Origin of the sequence: Phascolarctobacterium sp. Marseille-Q4147 (assembly GCF_017968825.1) — a bacterium.
In the GTDB taxonomy this organism is placed as follows: Bacteria; Bacillota; Negativicutes; order Acidaminococcales; family Acidaminococcaceae; genus Phascolarctobacterium_A.
Map to the genome: position 1 here is coordinate 583,688 of NZ_CP072874.1, position 16,921 is coordinate 600,608.

The window sequence follows — 16,921 nt, forward strand, 5'->3', positions numbered from 1 at the left end:
AAACTGGGTGAAGACAAAGCTTACAGAAAAAGTAGTAATTTTATCTATTGCTTGGGAAGAAATAAGTAAGCGTCAAAAATTGTTGCCTAGAAAAAATCTGCGCAGGCTTTATGTCTACGCAGATTGTATAATAATAAATTGTACGATTAGTAAGCCGTAATCTTATTTGACGCTTACTTTATGGTTAGAAGCCATTTTTACCCTAAGCTTAACTATTTCTTGTTTCAGGAGAATAAGCACGTAATACATCTTCATCGATAATCAATTGATTGTTTTCGATTTTACCATCCATATAAAAAGCAATATTTTTCAGCTCCTGATACGCATTTCGCAAATCAGAACCAGATGGTCTGGTATTTGCCAATTTTTGCTCCCACACCTTTTTTAATCCAGCATCACCTGTATTCTCATATATTTTTATTGCTTCTTTTATTTGCCTACGGCTAATTTCCAACAATTTTGCATAAAGGCCTGTCAAAACTTTATTGGCTACAGGTTGTTTGATATGCTTATCTTTTTTAAATAAGTTAGCTAGCATAGACTTACCGTTTTCCTCAGTAGGATTATCCATAAAGATATGCTCATCAATTCTCCCCTTACGCTTAACTGCTTCATCAATAGTCTCGTAATAATTGGTAGCTGCCATAAAAAGAATTTTAGAGTCCTTGTTACGCAAGCCTCCCTGATCACTGAGAAAATCCAGCAGCGAACCTCTAATATCCTGGCTAAGCAAAGAACCTGCTAAGGAATCAAATTCATCAAAAAACAGAACTATGCCTTTTGCCTCAGACATGATCTTAGAGAATTGGATAGTACGGGAGAAAATATCTGCTAACTTTTTAATTGTGTCATTAGCATACAAGCTAACAAAATTTTTGCTGACTACCTTAAAAAAGTAAAAACCAAATTCTCCTGCAACCGCTTCTGCCAACATACTTTTAGCATTACCAGGAGGACCGTATAACAAAGTACCCTTACTGATTTCCAGGCCAAAATTCTCAAATCTGAGCTTTTCGTCTTCATTGTAGGAAATATATTCAGCTTTACGTCTGATTTTAGTTTTTATATCGTCATAGCCAATAACATCTGAAAAGCGATTTCTTATTTCACCCGGAGTCTTGCATTCAATCAAGCCTGTTCTTTGAATCTCCTCAAATGCCTCTCGTTCTTTTTTACCAAAGCACTCTTCTATCAATTTATTATCGATAGCATCATCTTTTCCTAACTCGATACTTACTAACTTAGCTTTTTCCTTTAATTTTTTTACAAAATTAGTAATATCACGTCCGGACATTTTTTCGGATTTCTCCAGCATATACTCTTCATAACACTTACCTTTAATGGAGAATGTTAAATTATCCTCGAAAATTAATCTTCTCATTTCCTTATCAGGTAAACCTATAGTAATAACTTCCGATAAACGACTCCTTATAGCGCTATCTACTACATCTACTCTGTTAGTAGCAGCAATGGTAAAGATTTTCTGCTCACCAGTCGTTGCACCATCTATTTCCTGCAAGAACTGATTAACCATATCAAGTCCAAAACTGTCTCCCTGGCTTCCCATATTCCTACTAGGAAATACTGTATCGGCTTCGTCAATAAATAAGATAGTTGGCTGATTAGCTCTGGCTTCTGCAAAAATACGCTTTATTTTGCCACTGCTTTGTCCAACATATTCTCCCTTAAGATCACCTAAAGTAGGTGCCATAAAATAACATTTTTCTTCATTTGCAAGCGCCTTAACAATCATTGTTTTACCTGTTCCAGGCGGTCCTGTTAAAATGAAGCCTTTTCTGGCTTCTTTGGGGGAATCCATGAATTTATCAACAGAAGCTTTTATACTTTCTTTCGTTTTGGAATTTAAGCGTACATCCGCCAATTTAACTTCTTCAGGAATATTTTTATTTATACTATCTTTAAAATCCTCAAATACTAAAGAAACCTTATTTTTAGCCAGCACAGCACTCAAGATACGCATACAGTCAACCAATGATTTTTTACCAGCACTAAGCGCCTGTGTAACATCCTGCAGTACTTTTAAATCTAAACTGTAGTTATTATTCGTTTTGCGCAACAGGTATCTCAAATACGTATACAGAATCTCCAACTCACTCGGATTCCCAATAAAAGTCTCTTCTTGTTCAAAGCCATATTTTTTTATACTTTCAAAATCTTTGATTGTAGCTACAACAAGTAAATTATTTTCCTTAGCCCATTTCGTCAGTATGCCAATCCAGCGCAAATCCTGCTGTGCATCGTACATTTTGCTGATCCATTCCAAGCCCTCTAAAAGCAGTACTATTTTTTTCCCCTCTTTTAGAAGTTCGCCAATTCTACCCGTAACTAGCGCTACATCATGACCTTTTGTCGCATCTTCAGCTTCTTTCTGAGCTTCTTCCTGTAACTTATTATCAGTTCTATTGACCTTTGCATTCGCAAAACCACCTCTGCGTTTGGGAGCTTTTAAATCTTTAAAATCTATTTGATCAATTTCTCCATCCAGGTTTTTCTTATAATAAGAAACAGCTTCTGCAGCATAAGAGCAATGTATCAGGAAATCATATTTTTCACTATTTTTTTCGTTTTCCTTGCGCAAATAATATGTCTTTAAACTATCCGCAAGATTAAGCACACCTTCCAAATAATTATAGAAATAATTATCCTGAATACCACTACCTGTAAGGAAATGTACTATTTGTCCTTTCTGGCGTTTCTCTTCAATTTTATCAATAACTCTATGCTGTATCTTTACGTCATTCTCCATTAGTACTCAACTCCCGCCGGTAACATCTTGGATAACTCTCTTAATTTGGCAATTATTTTTTCATCACTAATATTTTCTTTTTCAGCCTGTAACTGCTTCTCGATTTTATCAATATCACCGCTAAGCTTTTCTTTTTCACTTTTAAGACGCTTTAATTCGTTATCTTTAGCAGTTTTATCCTTTTTCAGCTTATCGATTTCTATATTCTTTAAATCACTTATGTCCCTGCTTATTTTATCTAACTCACTTTGTAATCTGGTTACTTCTGCCTTCTGAGCAGCCAAATCCTTCAATGAAGCCTGCTTCTCTGCTATTTCCTTATGCAAGCTCTCTACTCTTTTTTGATAATCCTGAAAGGTAGTGGTTATATTAGGCTTCTCTACTTCTATATGGCCGATAACAGACTTAATAGAAGCAACTATATCGCCACTTTCTTTAAGTACGTCAATAAAATCAGCATCAGTTTCTTTGGCATCTTGTTGATAGAACGCATGCAAAACATACTTGGAAAGCGGATACAGGCTTGCTAAATTCTTCACAATTGTAGCGTGTACAGCTACTTCTTCTTTATGAATTTTTTGTGCTACCTCGTTTCCCCTCGCTTCATCAAAAAACCATAAAAGCTCTTTTAAATTATCCGGGTTATTATATAATTCTTCTAATTGTAAATCAGCTTTCTTGATTCTACTAATGAAAGTCTCTAATTTCGGTTCACTGGACATTTGTTTCATCCCTCCATTAATTCAGCTTTGCCCGCTGCTGCTTATTAGTTTTAGTCCCCTGTACATTTTGGGAATACAAAATACTGTTGCCATTTTTAGTTACATCGGTCATAGGAATGCCTGCTTCTCTCAATTTTTTTACAATTTTCGGCCACGCATTCTTGCACGTTCCACCAACAGCTTCTGTATGGTCAATATCTACTATTACACGGCCATCCTCATCGATGTTAACAGTATTGAAATCAATAATTTCATCACCGGCCTGACAGGTTATGCGAAATCCCTTGTCAGGGTTACCATCAATAATTTCGTCGCCAACGTCATACCCCATATCGCTCATAATATTATACAACTCTAAAGCCAAGCCACTTTTCGCCTTTATACGTTCTGAAAGGTTAGCTGCAAAGCTGTTTGCCTCAATAACAGTATTTTGAGCTTCACTTAATACTTGTTTGGCTTCAACAAACTTTTCTTCAGCAAGAAGTTTTTCGATTTTGTTCATACCGGCATTATATTTTGTTTCAAAGTCTGTCTCTACGTACTTTTTCAAAAACTGGAACAATGGAAGCTGCTCACTATCCTCATTGCCTAACGCACATTCATATGGATCTTCAAACTGCTCTGCTGTCATCTCTAACACCTGCTGCTTTAAACCTTCAGCATCAGCTTTCTCCTGTTTCCACTGAGCATATTTTGCATTCAAGCTGCCAACAAATGCTGTTACTTTTTCGTAATATTGACTAAAGCTGTTCAAGACCTCTTTATCAGTCATTGCATAAAATCTTTGGGCACCTTTTTCTATATCACTATATTCAGCCGCCAAAAACTTCTCAGCGATTTTTTTATCAATACCAGCTACTGTATCGCTAATTTTTTGTCTAAAACTGTCACTTTCTTGTTTCTCTTTAGCAATAATATTCATTTTTCCGATTTGCTCAGCTATCTGTTGTGCTTCACTATTCAACTTATTTAATCTGTTTAACTCTGCTGTAGCCCCATTAAGATTTTGTACAGCAGTATTATAAATATTTTCATAATCGGCTCTACATGCTGAATAAGTATTCTTTACAGCAGTAGCCTCTCTATATTCATTATCACAATAGTCATGCTTATACGCAATACGTGCTCTTATATCAGCAGCTTTATTATCCGCTAACGCTAACTTACTCTTTACTTCTGCCAAGCGTCCTTTAATATCTTTTGCTTTAAAATTTACTATAGCTTGTTTTTTTATATCTGCCAACCGTTCTTCTTCCTGTTTTAATTGCGAAGCAAACATATGTTGAGCTTCTTTGGTACCCTGAATCTTTTTCTCTAAAATAGTATGCTCCAGGTTTTGTGCTTTTTCATAAGTGCTCTGCGTCTTTTTTTCTAAATCATTGATTTTAATGTCATACTTTTTATCAGTATCTTTACGCGCAGTTTCGCCCATTTTTAAAACACTAGCTACTTCAGAGCCCTTTTTACCACTCATTTTATATCCTCCCTTGATTTATTTAGGTAAACCTTTTGCAAGTTTTGCCAAAACTTTTCATCGAATCCTTTTTCCGGAATTCCTACCAAAAACAAATCGTCATTTTTATAAACGAATTCTACAGAACGATTATGTGTATTATTAATTTTTTCTCTAAAGGAAATATATTTAGAAGACAAGAAATGTATAACCTGATTATCTGAACCACGATATATGGTATTATGATTCAATTCTTCCACATATTCTCCATCGACCAGTAAATCAATATGACCTAATATATAATCAACATCTGCGTTTTGCATCTCACGCAGCTGCTTTAATGTGTAACCACTATAAATCATAATATCAAGCTTACTATTTTCTTTGATTAGTTTAACCAGCTTTGCTAAAGCTTCAGCTTGCAAAAAAGGTTCTCCGCCACTAATCGTTATGCCCGTAAGACCTTCAACGTGAAGGATATCCTGTTCTAAAGCAGCTACACTTTTCCAATAACCATTTTCAGACAAAGGCTGTCCTAAGGGGTTAATGCAGCCTGGGCAGCGGCGTTTACACCCCTGTACCCAGACTACATACCTGACACCAGGACCTAAAACTTTTGTCTTTTCCTCTTCATGATTTAAATAAAGCATTATATATTAGAGGCTTCAACTATAGCTTTCTTCATCATATTGCCGTTGTCTCTGTTGAAACGCGGAACATAAACTTTAGCAGCAAACTTTCTGTTTTTAGCACCTGAAGGATCTGTTAAATCCTCTTGTTCATTCTTATTAAAATCAGTTTTTACAAAGTCTTGATTAAAATTCTGCTCGCCAGGCAACGTGAAAATATCTACTTCGATATTATTATGTTCACGATAATATTTATTTAAAAGGCTATAAACAATTCCCTCTTCATGCGTCAAAGGTTCTTTATTTTCCTTCTTGGCACTCTTGATTTGCTCATACATATCTCCGGCAATAGTATAGCTTTCGCCTAAAACCTCTGCCAATTTCAGCATTGAAGACTTTTCTTCATCGTTTATACCACGCTGCGAAAGTAAGTTCTTAAATACAGGGCAAGCCACAAAAGCCTTATAAATTTCATGATAAGGTTGTAACAGAGCATCGACTTTTGCCAGTTCCTGTTCCAGTACTTGAGCTTTTTCTTCGCTTATGCTCAGTTCATTTGACAACTTCTCTGCTTCGGCTTTACTATCGGACAGTTCTTGCTCCAGTCCTTCGGCTTTTTCTTCGCTTGCACTCAAGTCAGTTGACAGCTTCTCTGCTTTTTCTTCGCTATCGGACAATTTCTTCTCCAGTCCTTCAGCTTTTTCTTCGCTTGTGCTCAACTGCGCTGACAACTTCTCTGCTTTGGCTTTACTATCAGACAGTTTTGCCTCCAGCTCTTTGCCTTTTGCTTCGCTTGTTCTCAAGTCAGTTGACAGCTTCTCTGCTTTTTCTTCGCTATCGGACAATTTCTTCTCCAGTCCTTCAGCTTTTTCTTCGCTTGTGCTCAACTGCGCTGACAACTTCTCTGCTTTGACTTTACTATCAGACAGTTTTGCCTCCAGCTCTTTGCCTTTTGCTTCGCTTGTTCTCAAGTCAGTTGACAGCTTCTCTGCTTTTTCTTCGCTATCGGACAATTTCTTCTCCAGTCCTTCAGCTTTTTCTTCGCTTGTGCTCAACTGCGCTGACAACTTCTCTGCTTCGGCTTTTTTATCTGCTAACTTTTGCTTAAGTTCATCAACTTGCAACTCAAGATTTTTAATTTTTTCTTTTTTTCTACCCATTTCAGTCTCCTGCATAGCTAACTGATTCTGTAAATTAGTAGCCTCTTCCTTGGCAATATAAAGTTCTGCCTCTTTGTCATCTAATTGCTTTTGTTTAATACGTAATTCATTAACATCACGGAGATGATTTTCTTCCAATGTTTTTTTCAAATCATCAACATTAGTTTTAAGCGGAGCTACAAGTTGATCAACAGCATTTCTCAAATAAAGCAAATCTTCCGCAAGAGAAAGCTTAGCAGCCTTTGCAAAATACATGCTAAAGTTTTCTTCTAATGCCGTATTTACTGCATCTTTAATAAGCTGTTCTACATCCTCTTTATCCAGCAATTTTTTATTAAACTCCTCTTTTTGCTTTACTTTACTATCATCCATACCAAAATTACCTCCATTTCTGATGTAAGCATAGTATAAAACTTTAATTTCCAATTCATTTAAGCTTAATAAGCTTGCTTTCATCAACAGCCTCGTCATTCTGTGGACCTTCTTTTTTCGTACCCAATCTGTATTCAAGCGTATCTTCAGAATTAATTCTCAAATACAATCTGCTCTTGCCATCATCCTCATCGTAATCATCGATGTCATGCTGCAAAGGTTTAAAGCTATCTCTCTGCTCAACGGAGCTGCCTGTATACTCTAATTGCGTACATTCATTGTCCGTATCAATAGGATTAGCCATCACCCAATCCTGTGAAGTAGCATTTTTGGCAATAACGCAGACAAATTCATCATTTTTGGAATCCCTATAGCCAACATGGAACTGAAATGGCGGTAAGTCAGCGTTAATTCTGATTCGGCTGTCATCAACATAATACTTGCTTAAATCCAACTGACCAAAGGCAACAGCAGTCTTTTCGTTAATCTTATACTCTGCACTCAAACCATCATCATTTTCTTCTTCATCAGTACCTTTACCGATTCTCTGGATATCAGCACCATTAAAGAATTCTTCCTGCTGCATAGTTTCCAAAACGTATCTTTGTTTCGATGCATTGCCAGCCAGGAAAATATGCACATCTTCCCTACGATAGTCTTTACCGAACTCTTTAGTAAATGCTGCATCCATCTCCTGGGCAAAATTGACTACAGTTTCTTTTATTTTGTCCTCCAAAAAGTCATCTATGCCTGTTACTTCAAGCTCTAAATCAGAAACTTCTTCGTTATCTACATTTTTTAAAGTTACAATAGCGCTAGATGCATCCGGAGCAATTTCGCCAAGCACATTCTGCATATTGTTGTCAATATCATCGCTATACTTAAATAATCTACCGGCAATTTTTTCTTTTAAGATATTGACGTTAGCATCAGCAATATCATCAGCACCATAATTTTCTCTAATCAGGCCATCAAATCCATCGGGTTTTAGCTCTCCATCAGGCAATGCAAAAGGAATTTTATTCTCTTCAATTTTTTCTCTGTTATCTTTATAGATTTTATAAGCAAGCTTATGAATAAGCTTTTCACCACCAATAGAGCTATCGCCACCCAAGCCTAAAATTTCAATAACAGCATCTTGCTCTACATTGTCTTCTTCCCCGGCTTCACGGAATACGCCATACACAAAATCCATTGTGCCGCCGCCAAGATCGTAGACTGCAAACTTCTCAGCAGTATTAGCAGCAAGCTTCAACTGCTTACCAACAAAGGCACCGATACAAGCCACCGGTTCAGAATTTTCCATTTTTACGCTAACAATGCTTTTGCCCTTTTGATTAACGCCCTTGCGAATATTTTTTGGCAAAGCGCGCATAAGACCATATTCTAACGATGTGCGAATCTTTTCTTTTACCTCGTTATCAAATTTAACAGGACAGGTAATATTATACTTTGTATATATTCTATGGCCACTAGGATTATTGATAGCACGGCCTAATAAATAACCATAAAAAGCTATCGGATTAAACTTGCTGTCAGACTCTTCGTCGATACTATCTGTAATTTTTATAACAGTCTCTCCCTTGTAGGGATAAACCTTTTTTTCAACGTCTCTTTGCAAAAGATACGGAATCATCTTCAGCTGCGTTAAAATAGCACGCATCTTTCTGCGTCCATCCTCTTCGTCCACTTCCTGGAAAACATCCTGTACAGTGTAACCGGAATCATAATCTGCACAATCCACATCAACGCTATCGCTTTTGGTCACAAAATATGGCATGTTATGATTATCTTGCGACCACTGCTTATATAATTCATCCCAATTATAAATTAATACATTGGTCGGATTCTCGTATTTATTATCAACAGCCTTATTGTCTGCATCTCTTTCCAGCTTACCATTGCCAGACAAAGTAAACAATTTTGCTCGGCCATCTGCCTTAACCGCAGCACAGGTAGAACTCGTACCAAAGTCTATAGATACCGGATTATTATCAATAAGTTTATTTTTACCTTTTTCATTCAGGCCTGTCTTATAAAAGCAAATTTCTACAGGATAGGAATATACATATTTATAGTCTCTACGGCTAACATGTAGCGTAAACCGTCCCTGGAATTTGCAGTAAACAGTATTCTGGTTTTGCATCAAGGCACCATATTTATTAGTATTCAAGAAAACATAGTAAGCATGTGTTGCTTCGTTATAGCGGATTTTTTCTTCAAAGTGTTTGGGAATATCTTCGCCTTCAATTTTATCCCAATAGAAGGCAGCCTTAATCTTTTCGTCGCTGCCAACCTTTCTCTGTGCTCCTGCTCCGTGAAGCTGTTCATCCAACCCGTTAATATTAATTTCCAGCTTACGCAGTCCACTATCAGCCCATAAGCCAACATTTTCCGACAGCAACGTATTAGCAGGAATACTATCATAGCCAAACATTTCCTGTTCAGTAATATCACAATAGTTCATTTTGGGAAAATCATTCTCTTGGAGCTCAAAATACTCTTCCGGCAAAGTAGCAAAAATACTGTTGCGTTTCTGCATTTCATATTCTTTTGCTTTAGTCTCGTCATCTACATCATTGCTCACTATATACTTAAAATAATCGTAATCACTAATTGTTTCCTGGCTAACCTGGCTTTCCCAAACCACAAATTGAAATTCTTCCGGCTCATTAAAGGCATTTAAAGAAAACGGTATCATTATCTTCTCTAACGGCTTGCTCTGCAATCCTTCCTGCTCATAAACATTCTCTTCGCCCGATTTTGCTTTAAAGCGCAATTGCACCTTCATAATTCTTCTAACTTCATTTTCAGTACTCGACATCATTAATTTCAACTCCTATTCTTAAAATCTGTTCTTCAATATTGTGATTATATTGAAGTTGTTTAGTGAAATCTGCCAATTTATAATCATTGCCATCTTCAGACGCTTGAAGCCAAACCTGTTCTTGCTTCTCTACAAGCTCTGCTTTCAGTTTCAGATACTCAATGTACTGCTCATAAAATTCCCTACCACAATAGGTTTTCTGAGCAAAAACCTTTTTAAACTTTTCATCTTTATCCAAAACCAGCTCTAAAGCATCCATATACGCAAGCAAGACATTAGCCTGCACATTACTGCTGATATCTTTGCGGAAATCATTAATAAGCTTTTTGAGTTTGGTATCAGTTATTTCCTTTACTTTTGTAGCTGAACTAAGCCACTGTAAAAAATCACGGCTTGCAATTCCAAAAACTCGCGCCATATATTCCAGCTTATTATAAGCAAACAGCGAAATGCTATTATCAGCTACGGCATACTTCGTTAAAAACTCAAGATACCTGCTACGATAAAGAAAATTTTCCAAGCATACAGGATGCTGACTGGTAATAGCAGAAATCATCGAAGTATTTAGCCTTCTGATATCGCGTAAAAATTGTTTAAATACATCACACGGCTGATTGGCTGCTAATACATCGCTATAAAATTGCTTTTCATAGTAGCCATAACGTTCCCACTGCATACCATTATCATAACGAATATATATACATTTATCCGTCAGAAGTAAAAAATCTTGTTTATTTTCCGCGCTTTCCTCACTTTCATATAAGTAAATAGCAAAAATCCTCAAATTCTCACTCCAAAACTTTTTCTCTTTTAAAAAGTCCAGGAATTTTTTTACTGGAAGATATTCTTTTGCTAAGCGCTTCAAATTCTTTTGCTCACATAATTGTTCGCCTATAATATAACCTTCGTCTTCACTATATTCTTCTATACTTCGCATATATTGATTACCTAAAAGATCAATTACAACACGATGTAAGCGAAAGCTATAAGGAAAATAGGTACTTTCCTGCGTACCATTAGCTACTATGTCTGTATATATTATTTCTACATCCTTTTCGCTCTCAGTATCTCTGATGCTTGGATACAGAACAGCATCTTCTACATCCACTAAATTCACAATCCATCACCTCCCAATAGCTATATACTGCTTCTCATCAATTGCAGCATTACTAACTGCTGCAGTATCTTTAAGGTCATTTACCTCTGTTGCTTCAGCACCTTTAAGGACATCTACCTCAACTGCTTCAGCATCTTCAAGCTCCGCGGCCTCTGCTTCTAAGCCTACTTTAGTAATTTTGATATCTTTTTCATTTTTTAAACATTTTGGGTAAATTATGCCACTAATAGTCATTGCCAAACCTCCATAACTACTTATTATCTGTATTGCTCCAAAGCAAACGTATTTCTACGCGTCTATTTTCTGAAGCCATGGGATTATCCTTATTCTTCAATCTAGTCTCACCGTAACCGGCAACACCAATACGACCGGAATATTCAGCACCCACATGTCTGAGCAATGTATTGCGTACATTAATAGCTCGCAATGCCGAAAGCTGTATATTACTATCATAATAGCCGCCAATATTAACGACATTATGTACAGCACTAGGATCAGTATGCCCCTCTATTAAAATCTCCAGATTAGGTTTTTCTTTCAGATAAACCTGCAATTTTTTAGACATTTCCTCAACCAGATGCTCTGTATTGCTATTTAGCTGAGCACTACCCTGATCAAAAGTTACCGAAGTGAATTCCAGAACACCGGATTCACGATGCACTTTTACAAGACCTTCTTTTTCGTATTCTTTTAAAGCCAGATTAATCTGGTTCATCATTTCCAAGCGTTGTGAGTCCATGCTAAATTTAGGCACAATGGAAGCCATAATAAATAGCAATAACAATATCAGTACAACACTTGACAATAAATCAGAAATTGAAATCCAAGGATTACTTTGCTGTTTCATTATTTAATACCGCTCCATAAATTTCTAGGAATGATTCCTCCATTGTTTTTCTTATCTAAATTACCGGAAGGCACCTCCCGCTTTACTCCCAGATTCTCAGCACAGCCTTCTAAGAGTTCATTTTGCTTCACAAGCAGATTGTTAATATTGTTTAGAGCTTTTGTCTTTTGGGCATTGTTAATTGCCTTGATGATTCTACTAACAAATTGTTCTCTAAGCTCACTGTTTTCCGCTGAAGCATTCTTTATATAATTACTAAGTTCAAGCAGATTTTCTGAGCACTTGCTAACATTAACATCTACACTTGCCAGGTTATCATTGAATTCTTGTTGCTTGCCCGAGAGCAAATTTAATATTGAAACTATTTTATTATCATAACTTTGCTTATTATTATTCAGTTGTCTGATAATAGTGTTAATGTTAGCAGCAGCATCTTCATTCTGCTTTTCAACTATACCCTGGAACAAATCTTTATTACCGGCTTGCTGGGTTTGCAGCAACTGCTTTACTTCTTCCAACGTATCCTGCAACAATTTCTCATTCTTCAATTGCGTTTCATTAATTGACGCTACAAGCTTAGTATTATTTTCACTTATCGACGCTGAATCTTCAATTAGTTGCTTTTGCGTTTTCTTGAAGTCAATAACAACATTTTGCAGGGAACTCATTTTTTCGTCTGTTACATTCAAGGTTGCATCTAGCATATTAACAGCCTTATTAATTGTGTTGTCTAGGGTATCTACAGTTTTTCTGACTGCTCTACACTGACCTATGGTTTCATCAGAAATCATACGCAAATGCTTATCTAAAGCTTCTCCAAGTCTATCCTGTGTCTGCTTAGCATACTCGTTCTCATTATAAATAAAACGTTGCTCCATAGCTTTTACGCTTTCGTTAAAGCTCAATACAGCATCTCTATTACTCTCATTAGCCTTTTCCTGCGTATCCTGCAAATTTTGGATAAATCTTTCCATCTGGCTATCAAGATAATTTTTTTGTGTTTCCAAATTATCCTTGAATTCTACAAGCTGCTGAGTTCTTAACTTGTTTTGAGCATTTGTTTCGTTAGCAAAATTATTTACATTTTGAGTAAACTGTTCAGAAATAGCTCTATAGTCTTCTGTTAAGTTCAAAAATTTTTGCATACTGTCATTCATCGAACTGTTATAATTACTGAAATTATCCTGCATAGTCCGATTAAACTTATCAAAACTTTGCTGCATAATATTAGCAAAACCAGTCATATTAGCTTGCATCATAGCGGCAAAACTATCCATATGCTCTTTTGTTAAATTTTGCAAGCTATCCATATTATTTTGATTTAGTTGCTGAGTTTCTTTTTGTAGCTCAATTTGTTGTTCCAGCAATCCGTTCTGTTCATCAAGAGTTTTATGTATACCAGCCTTGACTTTCTCATATAACTTTTCGTGCATAGCACTAACAATATTTTCTTTAAACTCAAAGTAGGTATTAACGATTATTTTTTGAAACAAAAGAGAGAACATTATGCCCCAAACGGAAGTCTGAAATTTAAAAGCAATAATGCCTAACACATCATTAAGTTTTGCAAGTTCCACTGTGTTACTTTTCAGTAAAGCTGCTGCACTTTGAATGGCTACACCCAAGCCTAAGAAGGTTGCTAAAATACCAATACTTACAAAAATATTCGGTATCTGCATAACCTCATTTTCTATCCCGGAAATGGCAGCTAATTTTCCGCTAATAAAAGTATGAGGATTATATTTATCCTTACATTTATCAAATTCAGCTTCCATATTCTGTTCTAATTCCATAATAAATAATTTGCATTTTTTTACTTTTAAATAGCCATAAATGCATAAAATGATAAATACTATCAGAAAAACCACAGCTAGTGCAGCTTCTGGTACAAACAAAAAATTTACGGTTTTTAAAATCAAATTATCCATAATACACATCCTTTTATCAAGTTAAATAAAAAAGCCAACCGCCAACATTCGTTACCTGCAAACGCCCACTCCACGCAGGCACATTCTTCAGCAAAACTCATAGCCAACGATTGACTTTTAAATAAACCTTCCAATTCACAGAAACCATCCCCTTAATTTGTATTTAGCTGCATAAGGCTAAATCTGCTGATTATCAATGCAACTATAAAACAACCGGTAAAGCCGGAACTTTGAAAAAATCCTCTTAAGCCTTTTTATCTATTACTTGCGGCCTCAATTGACACATTTATTATCATTAAATGCTTTCTTCAACCCCATCCATCAGCTCGCTCATAGTAATACCCAGCTTCTCGGCAATCTTCATTAGGGTTGAAAGTGATACGCTTTTTGTATAGCCGCCATTTTCAATCCGCGATAAATACTGCGGCGTAATGCCAACCTCTTCTGCAAGCTTTTCCTGTGTCATGCTCTTCAGTTTTCTGTAAAAAACGATTTTAGCACCTATTTTCTTATATCTTAATGCAAACATTTAGCCATCACTCCTCTTACCACTATATTATCGCACATTCTTAATTTCATATCTTTGCACAATTGTTTCATAACTTTACATATAGTTTGATTTTCATATTTTGTTTTTTGGAAGCTTGGTAATGTACTTACATCATTATTTATTTATGCTGCGTCTCATTCTTTTTCCTGCATAAGCCTCACAGGATCAACCCCCAAAGCCTGCGCCAGCAAAAATATAGACTCCATATTAAACGGTCCCTTGCCGCATTCAATGTCTGAAACGCGCGCTCTTGACATTTTGGCCTTCTCTGCCAGTTCGCTCTGCGTCAGGCTCAATGCCCTGCGATAATACATTATATTTAAGCCAATAGTTTTATATTTTTCTTCAAACAAAAAGTACCACTCCTTATCTCTCACCTTATATTATGCACTAAAAAGGTAGCTCGTGCGGTGCTTTAAATTTTATATATGTGGAATATATTTGACACGCACGCTGTAAACCTGCTATTATACCGCCTGCTTTTAGTATAAATTGAAATAAGAAACAATAATACCACTATAAAATTTCTTCTTTGTGATATTTGAATAAGAAAAAAGCTCCCGGATTTCTCCGAGAGCCGATTGCCATAGTTGGCGGAGTGGGTTAAGGTCTTCTAACCCAACAACAAAGTAATGCTTATTTAATCCTATCAATTTTTATTTCAGCAGTGCTGCTTTGGAATCTCCAACGCCGCTATTCAGCAGTGCTACTTTTGAACTTGCAACTGCCTTACTCAGCAGGGCAACCTTTTTATCTATTTCCTTTTGCACACGCTCTTTGTAATCCTTTAAGGCCGCATCAATGGTATCGATAACCTGGGAATCGTAATCCACATAATTAATGGCGTCCTTCAAATCTCCCATATATTCTTCACAAGCCTTATTTACATCTTTATAGCAATATTTCTCTTCATATTTATCATTACCGAAGAAGCTAGTGCCTGCATATACTTCTGTATCATCTGTATCCATATAATCCCTATAATCACTACGGGAAGTATAATTGCAGCCATTAAACTCTCTCATTACATCACTGCAACCGCGGTCTTCAAACTCTTTGAGCCTTGCATTGATGATATCAACAAGCGTAGAATTCTTACTGCCGCCGGGGAAAACCGCAAATTCTTTAAAGTCTGCTGGCAGCATAATTCCGCCTGCAGCTGCCGCTCCGGCAAATTCCTGCAGCACATCTGCATATTGCTTGTTAATCTGTCCCCAGAAGCCACTTTCATCAAAGGTATAAAACTTTCTCAGCTTATCTTCCTTGTATTGCACAAAAACCTCAAGAATGAATTTCTTATACTGAGAATAGCAGATACGGTCAAATTCATTTTCCGCAGCACTCATAGCTCTGCTTTCGCTGGAATAATCATAACGATATTCTCCCTGCGGATAGGAGCAGGTCATACGGTAATCCTGTGCGTGCATCTCAACATCTTTTCTGGTAACATTCGGAACAGTAATCTTGGCTAAAGCGTTTTGCAGCTTTTCCGGCAGCTTGCTTAAGTCTGCGCCTGCGCCTTCCGCTATGCTTAAAGCTTGCACAGGGCAACTGGCAACAATTTCTTCAGCCTTCGCTAAAAAATCATCACTAAAATAGCCACCATTGGCAGGCACAGCCTTGCCTTCTGCATCTTCCTGCAAAAGTTTTGTTTCTAATAAGCAGTTGCCACAAGCAATGCATTTTTCACTAACCACAAATTTTTTCATCTTGATTCCTCCAAATCTACAAATTTTTTATATCCTGCATACACTGACTGCCAATTGCCAACGCTTCCTTTGTTTCTTGCGTAACCTTTCCTTCGTCCGTAAGTACAGGAGCATCAATTATTTTTTTCAGTGTAACCGCCAGATTTATACAGCTGCAAAAGGCCTTGCGATCGTTTTCTGTATAAGCAGCTCTGTCCCTGCCCTTAGCAGCAATCAGTTCATCTGAATAGCTGATAGCTTGCATAAACAACCTGTTTAACCTTGGCAATAAATCAGACACCTTATTGCAAGAAGCTATCACGCCGTCTAAGACAGCAGCTAAATTTTCAGCCTGACTGTAGACAACACGCGAACTGCGCAGCTGCGCACCAGCCATTTGCAGCTCTCTTTCAGAATCATTGATAAACGCATTGCCTAAGCCAAATACTCCGAAGCCCTTTAAGATACTGACAGCAATTTCTTTATCAGTCATCGGTCTTACCGCTGTCTGCGCCACTGCATTGATAATCTGTATCTCTTTAGGGCTAAAGCTTTGCTGGTTTAAAACTGCCAGCATCTTGTCATCACGAAAGTCAATTTTCATGAGCTTGCTGTACACATCAACAAAATTCTGCATTGAAGTAATCAATATCGAACGCTTACGGTTGGAAAGCTTCTTCATAGCATTATCTGCTGCCTGCTTCTTTACTTCCACCAGCCTGTGAGCTTCTTGCTCCATCGCAAAAGCTTTAGCATAACGCTTTCTCGTCCTGCTATCTATCTGCATTGATTTTTCTGCGCCATAAAGGCCGCTGCCCAAAACTGCCCCAAGTACCAGTCCGATCATATCATCTGCCCCCT

At 36.9% G+C, this 16,921-nt stretch carries 14 protein-coding genes; all 14 read right to left on the reverse strand.

Features of this window, described 5'->3' with window-relative positions:
• Positions 1–208: 208 nt before the first annotated feature.
• The 14 genes from KAH19_RS02690 to KAH19_RS02755 all read right to left on the reverse strand — a co-directional run bounded on the left by KAH19_RS02690 (position 209) and on the right by KAH19_RS02755 (position 16,907).
• Positions 209–2,767, reverse strand: a complete 2,559-nt coding sequence (locus KAH19_RS02690) for an ATP-binding protein (RefSeq protein ID WP_210684994.1) — start codon at positions 2,765–2,767, stop codon at positions 209–211.
• A complete protein-coding gene (locus KAH19_RS02695; RefSeq protein WP_210684995.1) occupies positions 2,767–3,489 on the reverse strand; it encodes a hypothetical protein in 723 nt (240 codons plus the stop codon). The genes KAH19_RS02690 and KAH19_RS02695 overlap by 1 nt, the downstream gene beginning before the upstream one ends.
• 16 nt (positions 3,490–3,505) lie before the next feature.
• The gene (locus tag KAH19_RS02700; protein WP_210684996.1) at positions 3,506–4,963 is read right to left on the reverse strand and encodes a hypothetical protein; all 1,458 of its coding nucleotides are present in this window, start codon (positions 4,961–4,963) and stop codon (positions 3,506–3,508) included.
• On the reverse strand, positions 4,960–5,592 hold the full coding sequence (locus KAH19_RS02705) for a 4Fe-4S single cluster domain-containing protein (RefSeq protein ID WP_210684997.1): 633 nt from the start codon (positions 5,590–5,592) through the stop codon (positions 4,960–4,962). The genes KAH19_RS02700 and KAH19_RS02705 overlap by 4 nt, the downstream gene beginning before the upstream one ends.
• A complete protein-coding gene (locus KAH19_RS02710; RefSeq protein ID WP_210684998.1) occupies positions 5,592–7,187 on the reverse strand; it encodes a hypothetical protein in 1,596 nt (531 codons plus the stop codon). Before KAH19_RS02710 ends, KAH19_RS02705 begins: the two co-directional genes overlap by 1 nt.
• Entirely contained in the window at positions 7,159–9,930 is a 2,772-nt protein-coding gene (locus tag KAH19_RS02715) for a hypothetical protein (RefSeq protein ID WP_210684999.1), read from the reverse strand. The genes KAH19_RS02710 and KAH19_RS02715 overlap by 29 nt, the downstream gene beginning before the upstream one ends.
• Complete coding sequence (locus KAH19_RS02720) at positions 9,914–11,047, reverse strand: hypothetical protein (protein ID WP_210685000.1); 1,134 nt, start codon at positions 11,045–11,047, stop codon at positions 9,914–9,916. The genes KAH19_RS02715 and KAH19_RS02720 overlap by 17 nt, the downstream gene beginning before the upstream one ends.
• A 6-nt stretch (positions 11,048–11,053) precedes the next feature.
• A complete protein-coding gene (locus KAH19_RS02725; protein ID WP_210685001.1) occupies positions 11,054–11,281 on the reverse strand; it encodes a hypothetical protein in 228 nt (75 codons plus the stop codon).
• Between the two features lie 16 nt (positions 11,282–11,297).
• Positions 11,298–11,894 (reverse strand): OmpA family protein, encoded by a 597-nt coding sequence (locus KAH19_RS02730; RefSeq protein WP_210685002.1) that lies wholly within the window; start codon positions 11,892–11,894, stop codon positions 11,298–11,300.
• Positions 11,894–13,822: a hypothetical protein gene (locus KAH19_RS02735; protein ID WP_210685003.1), complete on the reverse strand. Its 1,929-nt coding sequence runs from the start codon at positions 13,820–13,822 to the stop codon at positions 11,894–11,896. The genes KAH19_RS02730 and KAH19_RS02735 overlap by 1 nt, the downstream gene beginning before the upstream one ends.
• 295 nt (positions 13,823–14,117) lie before the next feature.
• Positions 14,118–14,351: a helix-turn-helix domain-containing protein gene (locus KAH19_RS02740; RefSeq protein WP_210685004.1), complete on the reverse strand. Its 234-nt coding sequence runs from the start codon at positions 14,349–14,351 to the stop codon at positions 14,118–14,120.
• Positions 14,352–14,506: 155 nt separating this feature from the next.
• Positions 14,507–14,725 (reverse strand): helix-turn-helix domain-containing protein, encoded by a 219-nt coding sequence (locus tag KAH19_RS02745; RefSeq protein ID WP_210685005.1) that lies wholly within the window; start codon positions 14,723–14,725, stop codon positions 14,507–14,509.
• 303 nt (positions 14,726–15,028) lie between these two features.
• A complete protein-coding gene (locus KAH19_RS02750) occupies positions 15,029–16,081 on the reverse strand; it encodes a ferredoxin (RefSeq protein WP_210685006.1) in 1,053 nt (350 codons plus the stop codon).
• A 16-nt stretch (positions 16,082–16,097) separates the two neighbouring features.
• Positions 16,098–16,907: a hypothetical protein gene (locus KAH19_RS02755; protein WP_210685007.1), complete on the reverse strand. Its 810-nt coding sequence runs from the start codon at positions 16,905–16,907 to the stop codon at positions 16,098–16,100.
• Positions 16,908–16,921 lie beyond the last annotated feature (14 nt).

Bases quoted from the DNA above. Each gene is read 5' to 3' on its own strand.
- KAH19_RS02705 (WP_210684997.1), bottom strand. From the start codon at position 5,592: ATGCTTTATTTAAATCATGAAGAGGAAAAGACAAAAGTTTTAGGTCCT.
- KAH19_RS02700 (WP_210684996.1), bottom strand. From the start codon at position 4,963: ATGAGTGGTAAAAAGGGCTCTGAAGTAGCTAGTGTTTTAAAAATGGGC.
- KAH19_RS02715 (WP_210684999.1), bottom strand. From the start codon at position 9,930: ATGATGTCGAGTACTGAAAATGAAGTTAGAAGAATTATGAAGGTGCAA.
- KAH19_RS02735 (WP_210685003.1), bottom strand. From the start codon at position 13,822: ATGGATAATTTGATTTTAAAAACCGTAAATTTTTTGTTTGTACCAGAA.
- KAH19_RS02725 (WP_210685001.1), bottom strand. From the start codon at position 11,281: ATGACTATTAGTGGCATAATTTACCCAAAATGTTTAAAAAATGAAAAA.
- KAH19_RS02740 (WP_210685004.1), bottom strand. From the start codon at position 14,351: ATGTTTGCATTAAGATATAAGAAAATAGGTGCTAAAATCGTTTTTTAC.
- KAH19_RS02730 (WP_210685002.1), bottom strand. From the start codon at position 11,894: ATGAAACAGCAAAGTAATCCTTGGATTTCAATTTCTGATTTATTGTCA.
- KAH19_RS02710 (WP_210684998.1), bottom strand. From the start codon at position 7,187: ATGAAAGCAAGCTTATTAAGCTTAAATGAATTGGAAATTAAAGTTTTA.
- KAH19_RS02690 (WP_210684994.1), bottom strand. From the start codon at position 2,767: ATGGAGAATGACGTAAAGATACAGCATAGAGTTATTGATAAAATTGAA.
- KAH19_RS02695 (WP_210684995.1), bottom strand. From the start codon at position 3,489: ATGTCCAGTGAACCGAAATTAGAGACTTTCATTAGTAGAATCAAGAAA.
- KAH19_RS02750 (WP_210685006.1), bottom strand. From the start codon at position 16,081: ATGAAAAAATTTGTGGTTAGTGAAAAATGCATTGCTTGTGGCAACTGC.
- KAH19_RS02755 (WP_210685007.1), bottom strand. From the start codon at position 16,907: ATGATCGGACTGGTACTTGGGGCAGTTTTGGGCAGCGGCCTTTATGGC.